This window comes from Domibacillus iocasae (genome assembly GCF_001750285.1).
GTDB lineage: Bacteria > Bacillota > Bacilli > Bacillales > Domibacillaceae > Domibacillus > Domibacillus iocasae.
In genome coordinates, this window is the sequence record NZ_MAMP01000020.1 from 32773 (window position 1) to 50568 (window position 17796).

General features: G+C 43.3%; 14 protein-coding genes and 1 riboswitch. Of the genes, 9 read left to right on the forward strand and 5 right to left on the reverse strand.

Translation table 11 applies throughout. From position 1 onward, the window contains the following. The first annotated feature begins 53 nt into the window (after positions 1-53). On the forward strand, positions 54-845 hold the full coding sequence (locus tag BA724_RS07105; RefSeq protein WP_069937972.1) for an EAL domain-containing protein: 792 nt from the start codon (positions 54-56) through the stop codon (positions 843-845). Between the two features lie 154 nt (positions 846-999). Here the strand turns inward: BA724_RS07105 and hmpA are convergent, their stop codons facing one another. Beyond that, positions 1000-2199, reverse strand: coding sequence for an NO-inducible flavohemoprotein (hmpA, locus tag BA724_RS07110; protein ID WP_069937973.1), 1200 nt, complete (start codon positions 2197-2199; stop codon positions 1000-1002). Between the two features lie 164 nt (positions 2200-2363). On the opposite strand from hmpA, the gene BA724_RS07115 reads away from it, so the two are divergent. Both BA724_RS07115 and BA724_RS07120 read left to right on the forward strand, forming a co-directional pair. Further along, complete coding sequence (locus tag BA724_RS07115; protein WP_069937974.1) at positions 2364-2810, forward strand: RrF2 family transcriptional regulator; 447 nt, start codon at positions 2364-2366, stop codon at positions 2808-2810. A gap of 54 nt (positions 2811-2864) precedes the next feature. Further along, a complete protein-coding gene (locus BA724_RS07120; protein WP_069937975.1) occupies positions 2865-4097 on the forward strand; it encodes an aminopeptidase in 1233 nt (410 codons plus the stop codon). 51 nt (positions 4098-4148) lie between these two features. Here the strand turns inward: BA724_RS07120 and gltC are convergent, their stop codons facing one another. Next, positions 4149-5054 carry a glutamate biosynthesis transcriptional regulator GltC gene (gene gltC, locus BA724_RS07125; RefSeq protein ID WP_069937976.1) on the reverse strand — a complete coding sequence of 302 codons (906 nt, stop codon included), beginning with the start codon at positions 5052-5054 and terminating at the stop codon, positions 4149-4151. Between the two features lie 131 nt (positions 5055-5185). Between gltC and gltB the strand changes: the two genes are divergently transcribed. Further along, positions 5186-9778 carry a glutamate synthase large subunit gene (gene gltB, locus BA724_RS07130; protein WP_069937977.1) on the forward strand — a complete coding sequence of 1531 codons (4593 nt, stop codon included), beginning with the start codon at positions 5186-5188 and terminating at the stop codon, positions 9776-9778. Between the two features lie 17 nt (positions 9779-9795). Continuing rightward, positions 9796-11274 carry a glutamate synthase subunit beta gene (locus BA724_RS07135; RefSeq protein ID WP_069937978.1) on the forward strand — a complete coding sequence of 493 codons (1479 nt, stop codon included), beginning with the start codon at positions 9796-9798 and terminating at the stop codon, positions 11272-11274. A gap of 97 nt (positions 11275-11371) precedes the next feature. Here the strand turns inward: BA724_RS07135 and BA724_RS07140 are convergent, their stop codons facing one another. Further along, entirely contained in the window at positions 11372-12232 is an 861-nt protein-coding gene (locus BA724_RS07140; protein WP_069937979.1) for a LysR substrate-binding domain-containing protein, read from the reverse strand. A 244-nt stretch (positions 12233-12476) separates the two neighbouring features. Then, positions 12477-13430: an ornithine carbamoyltransferase gene (argF, locus tag BA724_RS07145; RefSeq protein ID WP_069937980.1), complete on the reverse strand. Its 954-nt coding sequence runs from the start codon at positions 13428-13430 to the stop codon at positions 12477-12479. Between the two features lie 153 nt (positions 13431-13583). Between argF and BA724_RS07150 the strand changes: the two genes are divergently transcribed. Both BA724_RS07150 and mreBH read left to right on the forward strand, forming a co-directional pair. Further along, complete coding sequence (locus tag BA724_RS07150; protein ID WP_069937981.1) at positions 13584-14087, forward strand: acyl-CoA thioesterase; 504 nt, start codon at positions 13584-13586, stop codon at positions 14085-14087. A 194-nt stretch (positions 14088-14281) separates the two neighbouring features. Continuing rightward, a complete protein-coding gene (gene mreBH / locus BA724_RS07155; RefSeq protein WP_069937982.1) occupies positions 14282-15289 on the forward strand; it encodes a rod-share determining protein MreBH in 1008 nt (335 codons plus the stop codon). 179 nt (positions 15290-15468) lie between these two features. Here the strand turns inward: mreBH and BA724_RS07160 are convergent, their stop codons facing one another. Then, a complete protein-coding gene (locus BA724_RS07160; protein ID WP_069937983.1) occupies positions 15469-16539 on the reverse strand; it encodes a nitric oxide synthase oxygenase in 1071 nt (356 codons plus the stop codon). 120 nt (positions 16540-16659) lie between these two features. Between BA724_RS07160 and BA724_RS07165 the strand changes: the two genes are divergently transcribed. Next, a complete protein-coding gene (locus BA724_RS07165) occupies positions 16660-16935 on the forward strand; it encodes an autorepressor SdpR family transcription factor (RefSeq protein WP_069937984.1) in 276 nt (91 codons plus the stop codon). Further along, positions 16932-17567: an SdpI family protein gene (locus BA724_RS07170; protein ID WP_069937985.1), complete on the forward strand. Its 636-nt coding sequence runs from the start codon at positions 16932-16934 to the stop codon at positions 17565-17567. Before BA724_RS07165 ends, BA724_RS07170 begins: the two co-directional genes overlap by 4 nt. 94 nt (positions 17568-17661) lie before the next feature. Then, positions 17662-17766, forward strand: a riboswitch (SAM riboswitch). The last annotated feature ends 30 nt before the right edge of the window (positions 17767-17796 follow it).

Sequence of the window (17796 nt, forward strand, 5' to 3'; positions counted from 1 at the left end):
TTTTTCACGTATTCAGCGAACCAGTCTCCCTTACTTTTTCAGCCGGTGTGGCATTGGCCCCGGAAGATGGATCTGATTGTCACACTCTTTTGCTTCGTGCAGAGCCGGCATTGCGCCACGTAAAGAACCATGGGAAAAACAATATCGCCCTCTACCATTTATTCTTTCATCATCAGGATCTGGAATGCCAGCTTGCCATGAGTTTTCGAAGCGCCCTTCAAAATGGTAAGTTTTATTTATGCTATCAGCTTAAATTCAATCTTACTGAGCATTCAATTGCTTCTGACGAAGCACTGATTCGCTGGAACAGTCCTGTTCCCGACAATGTGTCCCCCGTGGTTTTTACTCCGGCCGCTGAAAAAAACGGCATTATTTTCGAGCTGACGAAATGGATTTTAGAGGAAGCATGCCGGCAAATGAAACAATGGAATCAATCAGGGCATCCAATTAAACGGGTGGCCGTCAATATTTCAGCCCCACTGTTTTTATCGGACAGTCTCCCTGAAATGATTAGCAAAATTCTTTATGACTATCAACTTCCGGCACATCAGCTGGAGTTAGAGATAACAGAAACAGCGATCATCGAGTATTTTGATAAGGAGCTTCATGTGATCCATTTGCTAAAAAAAGTTGAGATTTCCATTTTGCTTAATGATTTCGGTACAGGTGTTTCCTCCCTCATTTATTTAAAAAAACTGTCGATTGATACATTAAAAATTGATAAGTCTTTTATTGATGGTGTTCATACTTCTTTCGAATACAAGGCTCTGGTTAAAATGATCATTCAGCTTGCTAAACTGTTTAAGCTGTCTGTGGTGGCAGAGGGTGTGGAAAAAAAGGAATAGATGAGCGTTTTAAAAAAATTAGGATGCGATTCGGTTCAAGGCTATCTGATCAGCCGTCCTGAATACCCTGACGTATTAAATACACTTTACACACAAAAAAACATGGATCATAATAAAAAACCGCAGAACCTAATACGGGTTCTACGGTTTTTGTTTAAGACTGAAGAGCTATAGCCGGGCCAAAAAATTCGTATTTCACATTTTGTTCAGTAAAGCCAAGCTCCGTTAAATGCCGCATAACAGCCCTCATAAATGGTACAGGTCCGCAAATGTAGCAAATGCTGTTTGAATCGATGACTTCCTGCAAAAAGTCTTTGCTAATATAACCGGTCACATCACATACGTCAGACTCATTCTTTTTCTCTTCGTACGCAACGTACAATTTCCCGTCCGATAATTGGCTGATTTTTTCTGCTGCTTCAATTCCAAATGCGTGCCCTTCTTTGTTACGAGCCGCTTGAATGAAAACCGTCTTTCGGTCCGGCTCATTTTCAGCAATGGAACCGAGCATCGCCATCATCGGTGTCACACCGACGCCACCCGCGATAAGCGCAACAGGCTGTGGACCTTTTTCCAAATAAAAGTCACCAGCCGGCGCACTTACTTCAAGTGTATCTCCTTCTTTTAATTGATTATGTAAAAAATTTGAAACTTTTCCTTGTGGATCGCGATCCGCTTCACGTTTAACGGAAATACGTAATTTGTCACTTCCCGGTGCCTGTGACAAGCTATACTGGCGGTTCACTAAAAATTCTTCCCCTGGAATCGCTGTTCGGATTGTAATATATTGTCCTGGCAAATAAGACGGCGCGGGCGTGCCATCTTTTGCTTTTAAATAGAAAGATGTAATGACTGCGCTCTCTTCGACTTTTTTCTCTATATAAAACTCTTTAAAGTCTTTCCAGCCGTTTTTCTGCTGTTCCGCTTCTTCATACATTTCTTTTTCTACATTAATAAATACTTGGGCAATCACATGATAGGCTTCTTCCCACGCTCCAATGACCTCATCAGTTGCAGCGTCACCTAATACGCCTTTAATCGCTTTTAATAAATACTCTCCTACAATTGGATAATGCTCCGGTTTAATTGCCAGGCTGCGGTGCTTATGTGCGATTTGTTTTACTGCCGGAAGCAATACTTCTAATTGATCAATATACTTCGCTGCTGCATAAACCGTATTAGCAAGAGCCGTCTGCTGGCGCCCTTGAGACTGGTTGGCATGATTGAAAATATTCAATAATTCCGGATGCGCTTCAAACATTGTTTTATAAAAATAAGTTGTAATGGCAACACCGTGTGTTTCTAAAATAGGAGCTGTTGATTTAATAATATCAATGTTTTTTTGTGATAGCACGATAATTCCCCCGTATTCTTTTAAAAGATGTATTTTATATACATCTTATTTATATGTTATTAGAAACGCAAAAACAATATCTAAAATGTATATTTTAAAAATATTCACAATTGCACATTATTCTTTTCACGTGACATAATAGGTATATAGGATAGGTGAGGAAAATGAAATTAACACTTTATACGGATTATTCACTTCGATTACTTGTTTTTCTAGGGGCAAAAGAAGATGGGGAATTGTCAAACATTAGAGAAATTGCATCTGCATACAATATTTCAAAAAATCATTTAATGAAAGTGACGCATGAACTTGGCAAGCTTGGTTATGTTGAAACGATCCGAGGACGCAATGGCGGCATCCGGCTTGCTAAAAATCCAGTTGATATCAATATTGGCGAAGTTGTCCGAAAAACAGAAGATGATTTCCATCTTGTTGAGTGCTTTGTTGATCCCGGCCGTTGTGTGATTACACCGATCTGTGGATTGCGGCATGTATTTGCAGAAGCGCTGCAAGCTTTTATGGCAGTGCTGGACCGCTATACACTGAATGATTTTTTAGCCGATAAAGACATGCTGCGTATCTTTTTAGAATCCAACGCTTCCACTACGTAATGGAGCGTTTTTTTTGATAAAATAACTATACTACCTATATAAAGGAGACTATCGATGGAAAATTTTCAGGAACAATTAGAAAAATACGCGCAACTAGCAGTCTCAACAGGTGTAAACATTCAGCCGGAACAGACACTTGTCGTCCGGGCAGCAATTGATTCAGCACAGCTTGTCCGTTTAATTGTTGAAAAAGCTTACCAAGCAGGCGCTAAACATGTGTATGTCGACTGGAGCGACGATGCCGTTTCCAAATTGAAATATACTCTTGCTCCGGAAGAAGCATTTCATGAATTCCCGGATTGGAACAAACAAATGATGGAGTCGCTTGCCCAAAAAGGGGCGGCGTTTATGTCGATCGTGTCGTCCGGGCCGGATTTATTAAAAGGAGTCGACGGAAAACGCATTGCTGCTTACCAAAAAGCGGCAGGTGCCGCAATGAAAAAATATCGGGAATATATCCAGTCAGACAAAGTAAGTTGGACGGTGATCGCTGCTCCTTCAAAAGACTGGGCCGATAAAGTTTTCAGCGAGCTTCCTGAACAGGAGCGGATTCCAGCTCTTTGGGAAGCAATTTTCAAAGCGGTTCGTGCCAATCATGCTGATCCGGTTCAAGCATGGAAAGATCATGATGCGCGCCTTTGTGAAAAAGTGGCTGTACTAAACCAGCAGCATTTTAAATCGCTTCATTATACAGCGCCTGGAACAGATTTAACGATCGATCTTCCTGACACACATCTATGGGTAGGCGCAGGCAGCACAAACGAGCAGGGACACAGCTTTATGGCGAATATGCCAACAGAAGAAGTGTTTACTGTTCCTGTGAAAACAGGTGTCAACGGCTACGTAAAAGCAACAAAGCCGCTCAGCTATGCAGGAAACATTATCGACGGTTTTACTGTTACATTTGAAAATGGACGTATAGTAAATGTAACCGCCGAAGAAGGCGAAGACGTGTTGAAGCAGCTTGTGGATACGGATGAAGGTTCTCACTATTTAGGAGAAGTGGCACTTGTCCCTCATGACTCGCCGATTTCAAATGCAGGCATTTTGTTTTTCAATACACTTTTTGATGAAAATGCATCTAATCATCTAGCCATCGGCAGTGCATACGCATTTTGTATTGAAGGCGGCAAAGAAATGTCGCAGGATGAGCTTGAGAAAAACGGCTTAAATACAAGCATCACTCACGTCGACTTCATGATTGGTTCCGCTGAGATGAACATTGATGGCATAAAAGCAGACGGCACCCTTGAACCCGTTTTCCGCAACGGCAATTGGGTGTCATGACACTACAGAAAAGATCCCGTTCCGCTTATTTGCGGCACGGGATCTTTTCTGTTATAAACTAAATTCATTCAACCGGTTGTAATATTTAATGAGGAATTCATAAAATAACTTTTCGGATGGCGGCAGTGTTCTCGATTTAGTTATAATGACGCCAACCGTTCTAGTCACCCGCGGCACACTGACCGGGATGCTGACCGTACCTACCGGTGTCTGGTCAATCAAAAGGGTCTCCGGCAGCAGGCTGACACCAAGTCCCGCTTCTACGAGGCCTTTAATTGTATATATATCGTCGCTTTCAAATGCAACAGCTGGTTCAAAATTCACCTGCTTACAGGCATCAATGACGAGCGCCCGCATATCATATCCTGTTCTGAACAACACGAACTGGTCATCCATCAAGTCCCGTAAGTTAATGGATACTTGCTTAGCGTGACGATGGTGGGTCGGAATTAATGCCCTCATATGTTCTGAGAAAAAAACATGTGTATTAATATCAGCTGTCGGTTCCGGAACAGGAGATACAAATGCAAGATCAATTTCGCCTTTTTCCACTCGATCACGCAGTTCCCGGTTCGAACCTTGCTTAAAATCAAAACCGACATCTGAGTATTGGTTTCGGAAAGCAGAAATGACCCGAGGCAATGTTTTCGTCGCGAGCGAATTCGGAAAGCCAAGACGAATTTTCCCGGCTTCCGGATTTAAATAATCCTCAATAGCCTGCACTGCTTTATCCATTGCTTCCATGGCAATAACAGCATGATCATAAAAAATACGGCCGGCATGAGTTAAACGCACACTTCTCCCTTCTCTTAAAAAAAGCTCCACTCCCAGTTCATCTTCAAGCTTCGCAATTTGGCGGCTGACCGCTGACTGGGCGACATGAAGAAGAAATGCAGCTTCTGTAACGTGCTCTTGACGCGCTACTTCCATAAAATATTTCACTTGCCTCATTTCCATTTATAAACACACCCTTCGAATCATATCATTTTGAGATGAATAAACGATTAATAATATATTGATTGTATCATTTATCGTCTTTACAATAAATACTAACAGAGAAAGATGATTTGAACGCGGAGGTGCACAACATGAATCTACACGGTTACCCAGAAAAACAGGGCTTGTATGACCCACAAAATGAGCATGACGCATGCGGTATCGGTTTTATCGCAAATATAAAAGGACGCCCATCCCACAAAATTGTGCAGGATGGTATTCATATGCTTTGCCGCTTAGAACATCGTGGCGGCAACTTGAACGGAACAACAGGCGACGGTGCAGGGATTATGCTGCAAATATGCGATGATTTTTTCCGTAAAGAATGTGAAAATTCGAATATTATATTACCTGCTCCGTATGAATATGCAGTTGGCATGTTCTTTCTTCCTAAAAATAAAAAAGAACGTGAGCAAATTCAAGTAGAAACAGAATTGATTATCCATGAAGAAGGCTTAAAACTTCTCGGCTGGCGTGACGTACCGGTTAACCCGGAAGCGGCTGGACCAGAAGCGCTCGTCATCGCTCCCTATGTGATGCAGCTATTCGTTGAAAAAAATACAAAACACAAAACAGAGAAAGATTTTGAACGCGCGCTCTATATAATGAGAAAACGCATTGAAAATGAAATCGGACGCAATCCGGATGTGAAAGGCACGTTTTACATTCCAAGCTTTTCCACGCGAACAATTATTTATAAAGGCATGCTCACACCGGAACAAATTGATCAATATTATATCGATCTTGCGAAAGAAGACTATCAGTCGGCTTTCTCACTCGTTCACTCACGTTTCAGTACGAATACATTTCCGAGCTGGGAACGTGCGCATCCATACCGCTACTTAATTCATAACGGTGAAATCAATACAAACCGCGGAAACGTAAGCTGGATGCAGGCACGTGAAAAAGCCGGCTATTCAAAATTGTTCGGTGATCAGTATAAAGATCTTTTGCCAATCATTGATACAAACGGCAGTGACTCGGCGATGCTTGATAATGCGGTTGAGTTTTTAACACTGTCAGGCCGGTCGCTCCCTCATGCAGCAATGATGCTGATTCCAGAACCGTGGGACCGCGATCCGCATATGGCGGATCCAAAAAAAGCTTTTTATGAATACCACAGCTGTCTAATGGAGCCTTGGGATGGCCCAACATCCATTTCGTTTACAGACGGACGCAAAATCGGAACGATTCTTGACCGTAATGGACTACGTCCGGCCCGCTACTACGTGACAGATGACGATCACATCATTTATTCATCTGAAGTAGGCACAATCGAAGTCGATGAAAAACGCATTGTAAAAAAAGAAACGGTCAGCGCGGGTGAAATGCTTCTTGTTGATTTAGAAGAAGGCCGCATCGTATCTGATGAAGAAATTAAGCAGGAAATCACAACAGCTGAGCCTTATCGTGAATGGCTTGACAATAATTTAACGCACATTACAGATCTTGAAGAACCGTCAGATGCGCAGGAAAAGTCTTTCAGTGAAACTGAAATGCTGAACCTTCATAAAGCATTTGGCTATACGTATGATGAACTGACAAAACAAATTGCTCCGATGGCGACTGAAAAAACGGATCCGATCGGCTCCATGGGCTATGATGCGCCACTCGCGATTTTGTCCGAACGTCCACAGCTTTTATATAACTACTTTAAACAGTTATTTGCTCAAGTAACGAATCCGCCAATTGATGCAATTCGTGAAGATAACGTTGTTTCTATGATGACCCTTCTTGGCAATGAAGGGAATATTTTGACCCCTTCTGCCGAAAATAGCCGTCGTATTCGTTTAGAAACGCCGATTCTTGGCGAAAAAGAGTGGAATAAAATTTCGTTCAATAAAAAAGAAGCTTTTAAAACTGAAACACTTTCTCTTCTTTTTAATACGAAAGGTCGAGCGTCATTGTCTGATGCCATGACTCAATTGTTTAAGCAGGCTGATGCGGCTATTGAAACAGGTACGTCAATCTTGATTTTATCGGATCGTGGCGTTTCAAATAAAAAAGCAGCGGTTCCTGCGCTTCTTGCAGTAAGTGGGCTTCACCACCATCTGATTAAAACAGGACGCCGTACAAATGTCAGCCTTGTTCTTGATACAGCAGAAGCGCGTGATGTTCACCAGTTCTGCTGCTTGATCGGCTACGGTGCAGATGCTATTTACCCATACCTTGCGATCGCATCTTTGCGCTCAATGGTGGCAGATGGCACGATTCAAAACATGTCATCAGAAGAAGCAGAGAAAAACTATAACTACGCAGCAACAAGCGGCATTATTAAAGTTATGGCAAAAATGGGTATTTCAACCGTTCAAAGTTACCGCGGCGCACAAATTTTTGAAGCGGTCGGTATTGGACATGATGTCATTGAAACGTACTTCACTGGCACAACAACAGCGCTTAGCGGCATTACACTTGATGTCGTTTTACAAGAAACACTCGCCCGTCATCACGACGCGTTTGGCAAAGGCGAATTCAGTGATCCAACGCTTGATTCAAGCGGTGAGTTCGCGTGGAGGCGCACAGGTGAAAAACATGCGTTTAATCCGAAAACCATTCATATGCTTCAGCACGCATCACGGACGAATGATTATGAGTTGTATAAACAATATTCATCGCTCGTAAACGAAGAAAACATTATGTTCCTTCGCGGCTTGCTTGACCTTGATTTCTCTGCCCGTCCATCAATTCCGCTTGAGGAAGTTGAACCGCTTGAAAACATCTTTAAACGGTTTAAATCCGGTGCGATGTCTTACGGTTCTATTAGTAAAGAAGCACATGAATCATTGGCGATTGCCCTTAACCGTTTAGGCGGGAAAAGCAATAGCGGTGAAGGCGGCGAAGATTCGGCTCGTTACACGAAGGATGCTAACGGGGACATGCGCTCAAGTTCGATTAAACAGGTCGCATCCGGCCGTTTCGGTGTCACAAGTGAATATTTAAATACAGCAACAGAGATTCAAATTAAAATGGCTCAAGGCGCGAAACCGGGTGAAGGCGGACATTTGCCTGGTAAAAAGGTTTATCCTTGGATTGCAGAAACACGCGGCTCAACGCCAGGGGTTGGCTTGATTTCACCTCCACCTCATCATGATATTTATTCAATTGAGGATTTAGCGCAGCTTATTTATGATTTAAAAAACGCAAACCATAATGCACGTATTAACGTAAAGCTGGTAGCTAAAACTGGGGTCGGCACGATTGCAGCCGGTGTAGCTAAAGGCTTGGCTGATGTTATTCTTGTCAGCGGCTATGAAGGCGGTACAGGTGCTTCTCCGAAAACAAGTATTAAACATGCAGGTATTCCGTGGGAAATCGGCTTAGCTGAAACACACCAAACTCTTCTTATGAATGGCCTGCGTGAAAAAGTAACGCTTGAAACAGACGGAAAGTTAATGAACGGCCGTGATGTGGTTATGGCAGCTCTTCTCGGTGCTGAAGAATTCGGTTTTGCGACAGCACCGCTTGTTGTCCTCGGCTGCGTTATGATGCGCGTATGTCATATGGATACATGCCCGGTTGGGGTTGCAACACAAAATCCTGCGCTTCGTGAAAAATTTACGGGCGATGCGGATCATGTTGTAAATTACTTAACGTTTGTTGGACGTGAAATTCGTGAATTGATGGCTGAACTTGGTTTCCGGACAATCGATGAAATGATCGGGCAAAAACAAGTATTGAAGCCACATGTACGGAAGGATCAGCATCCGAAAGCCAAATATTTAGACCTGTTCCCTCTTCTGTACATGACTCCGCTTAAACCGGGTCAAAAACAGTACAAAACGAAGGATCAGGATTATAAATTAGACCGTACGATTGACCGTCGTCTTCTATTAGATGCTGTTCGTCCAGCACTTGAAAATAAAGAAGTAGTTGCAGGAGAATTTGACATCGTCAACACAGACCGTGCTGCAGGTACTATTACTGGATCGGCTGTTACACTTGCATACGGTGCAGAGGGACTGCCGGAAAATACCGTCCAATTCACATTTAATGGTTCTGCCGGCCAAAGTTTCGGCGCATTCCTTCCAAAAGGCTTGACGTTCGCTGTAAATGGCGATGCCAATGATTATTTCGGAAAAGGATTGTCAGGCGGGCGCCTCATTGTCCGTCCGCATAGTGACGCCAACCTTGTACCGCATGAACATGCGATTTGTGGAAACGTAAACTTGTATGGCGCAACAAAAGGTGAAGCCTTTATTAATGGCCGTGCCGGTACGCGCTTTGCCGTACGTAACAGTGGCGCTGACATTGTGGTGGAAGGAATTACCGACCACGGCTGTGAATACATGACTGGTGGACGCGTCGTTGTTCTTGGTCCAACAGGCCGTAACTTTGCTGCTGGTATGTCAGGTGGTATTGCCTACCTATACGCACCGGAACGGGAATATACGGAAAGCCGTGTAAACCGTGAAATGGTCCTAACAGAATCACTGGACGGCACACAGGAAGAATCTGAACTAAAAGCGCTTATTACAAGCCACGTTCAATGGACAGGCAGCCCGATTGCCGTTTCTATTTTAGAAAACTGGGAAACGGAGAAAAATAACTTTATCCGTGTTATCCCTTATGAATATAAAGAAATGATGAAATCCATTTCTTACTACGAGCAGCAAGGAATGAAAACGGCTGATGCGAAATATGCCGCATTTACAGAGAAAAAAATGCCAGTCGTTGAAAACGCGTAAGAAAGGAGAATGAATTGATGGGGAAAGCTACCGGTTTTATCGAATATGATCGTAAAACAGCACCAGGGCGCAATCCGGCTGAACGGGTAAAAGACTGGAAAGAATATACGACAAAACTTCCTGAACAGGAATTACAAATTCAAGGGGCCCGCTGCATGGACTGCGGGACTCCCTTCTGCCACACTGGCCAGATGATTGGAGGCACTGTATCCGGATGCCCTCTTTACAACTTGATCCCAGAATGGAATGACCTTGTTTACCGCGGCCATTGGAAGGAAGCGTTGGATCGTCTCATTAAAACAAACAATTTCCCAGAGTTCACAGGCCGTGTCTGCCCTGCTCCTTGTGAAGGATCTTGTACTGTTGCCATCAGCGATCCTGCTGTTGCGATTAAATCAATTGAAAAAGCGATTATCGACAAAGGTTTTGAAGAAGGCTGGATCGTTCCTAATCCTCCAAAACGCCGCACAGGCAAGCGTGTCGCTGTTGTTGGTTCCGGTCCTGCTGGACTTGCTGCAGCAGACCAATTAAATAAAGCTGGCCATCTTGTAACGGTTTTCGAACGTGATGACCGCATCGGCGGCCTGCTTATGTATGGCATCCCTTCTATGAAACTTGAAAAAGAAACCGTCGAACGTCGTGTGAACTTGTTGAAAAATGAAGGCATTGAATTTGTCGTTAATACAACAATTGGCAAAGACATTACAAAAGAACAGCTAAAAGAAGAATATGATGCAGTTATTTTATGTGCTGGTGCACAGACACATCGTGACATTGTCATTGAAGGCCGCGAAGCAGATGGTATTCATCTTGCAATGGATTATTTGACCAAAAGCATTAAAGGTCTTTTAGATAAGTCTGAAGAAGGCGTGATTTCCGCGGAAGGCAAAAATGTCATCGTTATCGGCGGTGGTGATACGGGCGCTGACTGTGTGGCTACCGCGATTCGCCAGGGTGCGAAAAGCGTCGTCCAGTTCGGCAAGCACGAAGCACAGCCAATGGCACGCAAGGGAAATAACCCTTGGCCGCAGTATCCGAATGTATTCGAGCTAGATTACGCATACGCGGAAGCAGCAGCTGTGTATGGAGAAGATCCGCGTGAATATTTGATTTCGACAACAAAATTCGTTGCGGATGAACATGGCAAATTAAAAGAACTTCATACGGTACGTATGGAAAAAACATACCTTGAAGATGGAAGCTACACAATGGAAGAAATTGCAGGCAGCGAGCAAGTATGGCCTGTTGAACTTGTTCTTGTGGCGATCGGCTTTAGCGGAACAGATATGCCGCTTGCCTCTCACTTCGGTGTGGACACAACAGCACGCAACACTGTTCTTGCGAAATATGGCAAATACAACACAAACGAAGAAGGCATTTTTGCCGCTGGTGATATGCGCCGCGGACAAAGCCTTGTCGTATGGGCGATTCATGAAGGACGCGAAGCAGCACGTGAAACAGACCGCTTCCTTATGGGCGAAACAAAACTTCCATAACTCAATTCAAAGAAGCCGTCTCATAATGAGGCGGCTTTAGTCTGATTCTATACTTTTATTCTATTGCCCTTTTTTGCACAAAAAAGACCAGCATCTGCTAGTCTCTTCGTAAAAATCTCAAAAAGGTTTCCGCCGTCTTTGTCATAAATGGCGCGTTCGGAATGATCGCATAAAAGTTCCGCTCGTAATAAAGACTGCCTCCGCCAATAATTTTCAGCTTTTCAAGCTCCAATTCGTTACGGATCGTCCACTCTGATAACAGAGCAACTCCAAGTCCCGCTTCCACCGCTTCTTTAATAATTTGCGTGCTTCCAAATTCAAGAATTTTCGCCGGCCGGATACCATTTTTAGCCGCAAACCAGTCAAAAGCTTCACGTGTTCCGGATCCTTGTTCACGGACAATCCATGTTTCTTCATTTAAATGAACACGTTTCTCAGTATTTTCTTTTCTTCCTTTAATAACATACATTTTATCAGTCGCGATTTTCTCAGCAATTAACTTTTCAGACGCCACTGTTCCTTCTACAACCCCAAGGTCAATTTCGTTATGAATAACTTTTTCGGCGATTTCCTGTGTATTTCCGATCGTAATATAGGGATCTACTGATGGAAACTTTTCTAAAAAGTCCGCCACAATGTGCGGCAAAATGTATTCACCGAACGAGTAGCTTGCGCCAACGGCCAGCTTCCCTTTCACTTCGCCGGCCAAATCCTCCACTGCCTGCTTCATTTTTTCATTTAATGTAAAAATCTCTCCGCCGTAATAAGCCACAAGGCTGCCTGCTTTCGTCAAACGGATCTTTTTATTCGTCCGGTCAATGAGCTTAATCCCGAGCTCTTCTTCGAATGACTTCACATATTGGCTTACTGCAGGCTGGGTAATAAACAGCTCTTCTGCCGCCCTTGAAAAATTCATATGCTTGACTACTGTTAAAAAAACTTTTAATTTTTGTTCCATATCCGCCCACCATCATACGTGATTGCTTTTTATTTGTGTTTAGCTGATTCTATTTTAGCATGAACGAAACAGAAAAAGGGATACTGTATAAAAAGAAGCCAAACAAAAAAGCATTCAATGTCCTCCTATGACAATTGAATGCTTGAATTGTTTTGTTGGGATCAGCCGTTCTCCAATAACAGCTGAAAATAAGTATTTCCTTGCGTCCAGCTATTCTCCAATAACGGCTGAACAAAGTGCTGCTTTATTTTTTCATTAAGCTGTATAAAACAGCTTTTTGGGCGTGCATACGGTTTTCCGCTTGCTGGAACACGATAGACGCTTCTCCGTCCATCACGCCAGCAGATACTTCTTCACCGCGATGCGCCGGCAGGCAATGCATAAACTTACAATCCGTGTTTGCATTCTCCAGCAGTGCTTTATTTACTTGATAAGGCGCAAATGCATTCAAGCGGATCGCTGATTCTTCTTCCTGGCCCATACTCGTCCAGACATCTGTGTAAATGAAATCTGCACCTTTTACCGCTTCATTCGGATCTTCCGTGAACGTCACGACAGCACCTGTTTTGGCCGCAATTTCTTTTGTTTTTTGGATCACGCTGCTGTCCGCTTCATATCCTTTTGGTGCCGCAAGCGCAAAGTCCATTCCCATCATGACCGCACCGATCATAAGAGAATGTGCGACGTTATTGCCATCGCCAACATAAACCATTTTACTGCCTTTAAAGCCGCCTTTGTGCTCATAAACGGTTAATAAATCGGCCAGCGCCTGGCATGGATGATATAAGTCCGTCAGTCCGTTGATAACCGGAATTGATGCTGCTTCTGCCAGCTTTTCAATCCGGTCGTGTCCATGTGTACGGATCATAATGCCATCTAAGTAGCCTGATAACACTTTACCGGTATCTTCAATCGTTTCACCGCGGCCGATTTGCAGCTGGTCTGAGCTTAAGAACATCCCATTACCGCCGAGCTGCAAAATCGCCGCTTCAAAAGAAACGCGTGTTCTTGTTGAACTTTTTTCGAAAATCATGCCAAGAATCTGCCCTTTTAAGGCATCAAAATATTTTTCTTTTTGTTTTTTCATATCGTCAGCAAGCACGATAAGCGCCTGCACTTCTTCAATGCTGAAGTCGAGAAGCTTTAGGAAGTCTTTCCCTTTTAAATCGAGCTTCGCTGCTTTTTCCATCGTGATCATAAAAGTCACCTCAACGTGTCGTCACCGTGTTTATATTTATATTTATACACTATAAAGAATTAAAATACAACTATTTTTTATTTTATTAGTGAAAATCTTTTTGAAGCCGTATCCGTAATGTATACTAAATCGTGGAAGGAATAGGTGATAGAGATGAAAGAAACAAAACGAATGGCTGAGACAGTAACAGTAAAATCCGCGCAAGTCTTTCCCCCGGATACAAACTATTACGGAACGCTTTTTGGCGGAAAATTAATGGCCCATATTGATGATGTCGCCTCTATTTCTGCGACACGGTTTGCCCGAAATCCAACCGTCACAGCGTCTACTGATTCTGTTGATTTTATCCGTCCGATTAAAGTTGGCGATACAGTCACACTCAAAGCGATGGTGACGCACACTGGCCGATCAAGCATGGAAGTATTTGTCCGCGTGACATCTGAAAATCTCGTTACCGGCGCAGAAGAAGTGGCTGCTATTTCATTTTTGACATTTGTCGCATTAGATGAAAATGGTCATCCAGTAGAAGTAGGAACTATCATACCGGAATCAGAAGAAGAAAAATGGTTGTTTGATACAGCTCCCGCACGTGCTGCCTATCGGAAAACAAGAAAAGATCATAGTAAAGAACTAGCTTCATTTTTCAAAAAGATATGACATTAGCCCCCCTGTCTCCATAACAAAATTTAAGTTTTTGTGACAGGACTGGCGATTTTCGTTGAAAGAACAGCTTTTTATTCTGTCATGACTGTAATAAAAGAAAATTCATCTTTTTGTCCCATGTACGACTATTCTTTTTCTTCCTTATAATGAGCGCAGGCGAAAAAATGCCGTTTGGAGGAATGGAATATATGTTAGGACAAGCTGAGATCGGAATTGACCTGGGAACAGCGAATTTGCTCGTTTACAGTAAAGATAAAGGCATTATTTTAAATGAGCCTTCCGTTGTTGCCCTTGATATGGATACAAAAAAAGTATTGGCTGTCGGGAAAGACGCAAAAGAAATGATCGGAAAAACGCCGGGACGGATTGCGGCGGTGCGTCCGATGAAAGATGGTGTCATCGCCGACTTCGATGTAACTGCCGAAATGTTAAAAGAATTAATGAAAAAAGCCGGAAAAGCAGCCGGATTTACGATTCGCAAACCGACAGTCGTTGTTTGTACACCTTCTGGCGCAACTGGTGTAGAACGCCGCGCTATTCAGGATGCAATTAAGTCAAGCGGTGCCAAAACGGTTCACTTAATTGAAGAACCTGTTGCAGCAGCCATTGGCGCGGATCTTCCTGTAGAAGAACCAATTGCCAACTTAATCGTCGATATTGGCGGCGGTACAACGGAAGTCGCGATTATTTCATACGGCGGCGTCGTTTCATGCAACTCGATCCGCTTAGCCGGCGATAAGCTGGATGAAGATATCATTCAATACATCCGCAAAGAATACAATTTATTGATTGGTGAGCGGACAGCAGAAAATGTCAAAATTGAAATCGGCTATGCACCCATTGAGCATAATGAGATGCATATGGATGTGCGAGGCCGTGACCTTGTGACCGGCTTGCCAAAAACCGTAAACGTCAGCTCATATGAAATTCAAAAAGCACTTCGTGAATCGTTATTAGCCATTTTAGAAACGATCCGCGTTACACTTGAATCATCGCCACCGGAATTGAGCGGTGATATCGTTGACCGCGGTGTTGTGATCAGCGGCGGGGGAGCCCTATTAAACGGCATCCAGGATTGGCTTGCAGAAGAAATCATTGTACCGGTTCACTTAGCACCAAACCCGCTGGAATCCGTTGCGATCGGCACAGGACGTTCATTGCATGTACTGAAAAAATTGCAAAAAGTTACTTCTTAAATGAAAACAGGGTGCCGAAACGGTACCCTGTTTTTTGCTATCGCTGATATCTTTTTGTTAACGACGATAAATTTTCGCTAAAGCCGATATAGCTACGCGAACGCCGTTATAACTTTTTTCCGGCGTTCGCATATTGGAAACCGGCGTTAAAAACATTTTACCGGCGGAAGCCATGCCCATTAATAAGCAGGATTTTGATAAAAAAAGTTTGGTGACTGAATCGTGTTGTCATATGACCGATGGAAAATATGCGTGGCGGCCGGCGAGATCGGCGGAATCAGCCACGTCCAGTCTCCTGTTAATTTTCTGCCGGCTGCTTCTTCATTCTGCTCAAATATTCGATGCTGCCTTGCCGCCGTATGATGATCTACAATCGTGACGCCCAGCTCTTTAAATGAATGCAATACAGCCAGGTTTAACTCCACGAGCGCTTTGTCTTTCCAAAGCGTCGATGCATGCCTTGTATCAAGCCCCATGATTTCAGCCACGGCTGGCAGTTTGTTATAACGATCCTTGTCAGCTAAATTACGTGCGCCGATTTCCGTTCCCATATACCATCCGTTAAACGGGGCCGCTTTATACTCGAGCCCGCCAATTTCGAGCCTCATGTCTGAAATAACTGGTATCGCATACCATTTTAATTGAAGTGACTTAAATGCCGGAATATCCGGATGAACAAGATCTACTTCTATCCGGCAATGGTCCGGTACGTCTGTCCAGACAGGCCGCTTATTACCAATTTGCACAACCCATGGAAGGAGGTCAAAATTGCTTCCCTCTCCCCGCCAGCCAAGGGCTTCGCATTGTTTTGTAAACAGACGGGAATGTGGGTCGCCTGCAGAATCATACCCCGCATAGCGAAGCAGCTGATGATTCCAAATACGCAATTCTTCTTCCTCTTCTGAAACGGGGCGAAAAATCGTAATGGCTGGACGGATTTTCCCATCATTTTGAGCAAAGACCATATGACGCTCCAGCGCCGACAATACGTCTGCTTCTGTTTTTGCTTTTCGTTCGTCAAACACGTGCAGTGTCTGCCAAAACAGCCGGCCGATACACCGGTTGCTATTGCGCCATGCAAGCTTAGCTCCATATTCCAGTTCTTCGAATTTGTGTGAATAGGTGCCACTTTGTTCAATCTCATCATGAACCATTTGAAGCCTTTTCTTCGCATCTTTCCCGTCTTTGCCTGTTTCTTTATAAAAATCAATAATAAATTCTTTTGCTTTTCGCCATAATTCTTTCTTCATTCGCAATCCCTCTCTTTAAGAAAATTATACCAAGATCAGTCATTGTTTTCCTTGAATGTTTCGTGTCCGAATGCTAAAATTTAGATAGTTAGATAATCATCTAAATAAAGGAGGCTGTAAATGTCTGCTACACTGGTTTTCAAAGCGCTCGCTGACCCTACCAGAAGATCAATTATTGATCTGTTGAAAGAAAAAGATATGACCGCCGGTGAGATTGCCGAACAATTCAATATGAAAAAGCCTAGTATCTCCCATCACCTCAGTACCCTTCAAACAGCAGGACTTGTTTTATCAGAACGAAGCGGCCAGCATATTATTTATTCGTTAAACACGACGGTTTTTCAAGACATTATGATGTGGATGATGAACGTATCAGGAAAGGAGAATGAAAAATGAAAGAATACCGCTATTTTTGGATTATTATCTCGCTTGCTTTTTTTATCAGTTTTTTCGCTCTTCCGTATTTGCCAGACCAAATTGCTACACATTGGGGGCCTTCAGGAGAAGTGGACGATTATTCCTCTAAATGGTTTGGCGCTTTCTTCGGACCGTTTATGCTGCTATTTGTCGGCATCCTTTTGATCACTTCACCGAAAATCGATCCACGCCGGCAAAATTATAGAAAATTTAAGGGCAGCTACCATATTATCATGAATGCGTCGATCACGCTTTTATTTATCGTCCACTTGCTAACGCTGGCCAATGGACTTGGCTATACTGTTAAAATGGACCTGGCTGTTTCTCTATTAATCGGCTTACTATTTGTTGTGATTGGCAATTACATGCCCCGTATCCGGCCAAGTTACATGTTCGGGCTGCGCACGCCATGGACGCTGGCGGATGAACATGTCTGGATGAAAACGCATAGAATCGGCGGTTTTGCCTTTATATTGGGCGGGATTGCGTTAATGGCTTCCGCTTTTTCACCGGAAAATATGCGAATACCCGTTTTTCTAATCATCGTTATATTGATTGTCTTCATTCCTTTTATTTATTCATACGTGCTTTTCAAAAGAAAAACAGTATGATAAACAATCCCTTTCGCACAGTAAAAATTGTTCTTGACGGAGCGTTCTCGAAACGATATGATAATTTTAATTATTCATACAATTTTATACCTAATTCTTATCAAGAGAAGCCGAGGGTACTGGCCCTGTGACGCTTCAGCAACCAGCCGGACGGTCAGGTGCTAAATCCAGCAGACTCACGCAGTCTGGAAGATGAGAAGGATCGGACAACACATACATGTTGAAAAAG

Bases quoted from the DNA above. Each gene is read 5' to 3' on its own strand.
- BA724_RS07115 (WP_069937974.1), top strand. From the start codon at position 2,364: ATGAAATTAACACTTTATACGGATTATTCACTTCGATTACTTGTTTTT.
- BA724_RS07120 (WP_069937975.1), top strand. From the start codon at position 2,865: ATGGAAAATTTTCAGGAACAATTAGAAAAATACGCGCAACTAGCAGTC.
- gltC (WP_069937976.1), bottom strand. From the start codon at position 5,054: ATGGAAATGAGGCAAGTGAAATATTTTATGGAAGTAGCGCGTCAAGAG.
- gltB (WP_069937977.1), top strand. From the start codon at position 5,186: ATGAATCTACACGGTTACCCAGAAAAACAGGGCTTGTATGACCCACAA.
- BA724_RS07135 (WP_069937978.1), top strand. From the start codon at position 9,796: ATGGGGAAAGCTACCGGTTTTATCGAATATGATCGTAAAACAGCACCA.
- BA724_RS07140 (WP_069937979.1), bottom strand. From the start codon at position 12,232: ATGGAACAAAAATTAAAAGTTTTTTTAACAGTAGTCAAGCATATGAAT.
- argF (WP_069937980.1), bottom strand. From the start codon at position 13,430: ATGATCACGATGGAAAAAGCAGCGAAGCTCGATTTAAAAGGGAAAGAC.
- BA724_RS07150 (WP_069937981.1), top strand. From the start codon at position 13,584: ATGAAAGAAACAAAACGAATGGCTGAGACAGTAACAGTAAAATCCGCG.
- mreBH (WP_069937982.1), top strand. From the start codon at position 14,282: ATGTTAGGACAAGCTGAGATCGGAATTGACCTGGGAACAGCGAATTTG.
- BA724_RS07160 (WP_069937983.1), bottom strand. From the start codon at position 16,539: ATGAAGAAAGAATTATGGCGAAAAGCAAAAGAATTTATTATTGATTTT.
- BA724_RS07165 (WP_069937984.1), top strand. From the start codon at position 16,660: ATGTCTGCTACACTGGTTTTCAAAGCGCTCGCTGACCCTACCAGAAGA.
- BA724_RS07170 (WP_069937985.1), top strand. From the start codon at position 16,932: ATGAAAGAATACCGCTATTTTTGGATTATTATCTCGCTTGCTTTTTTT.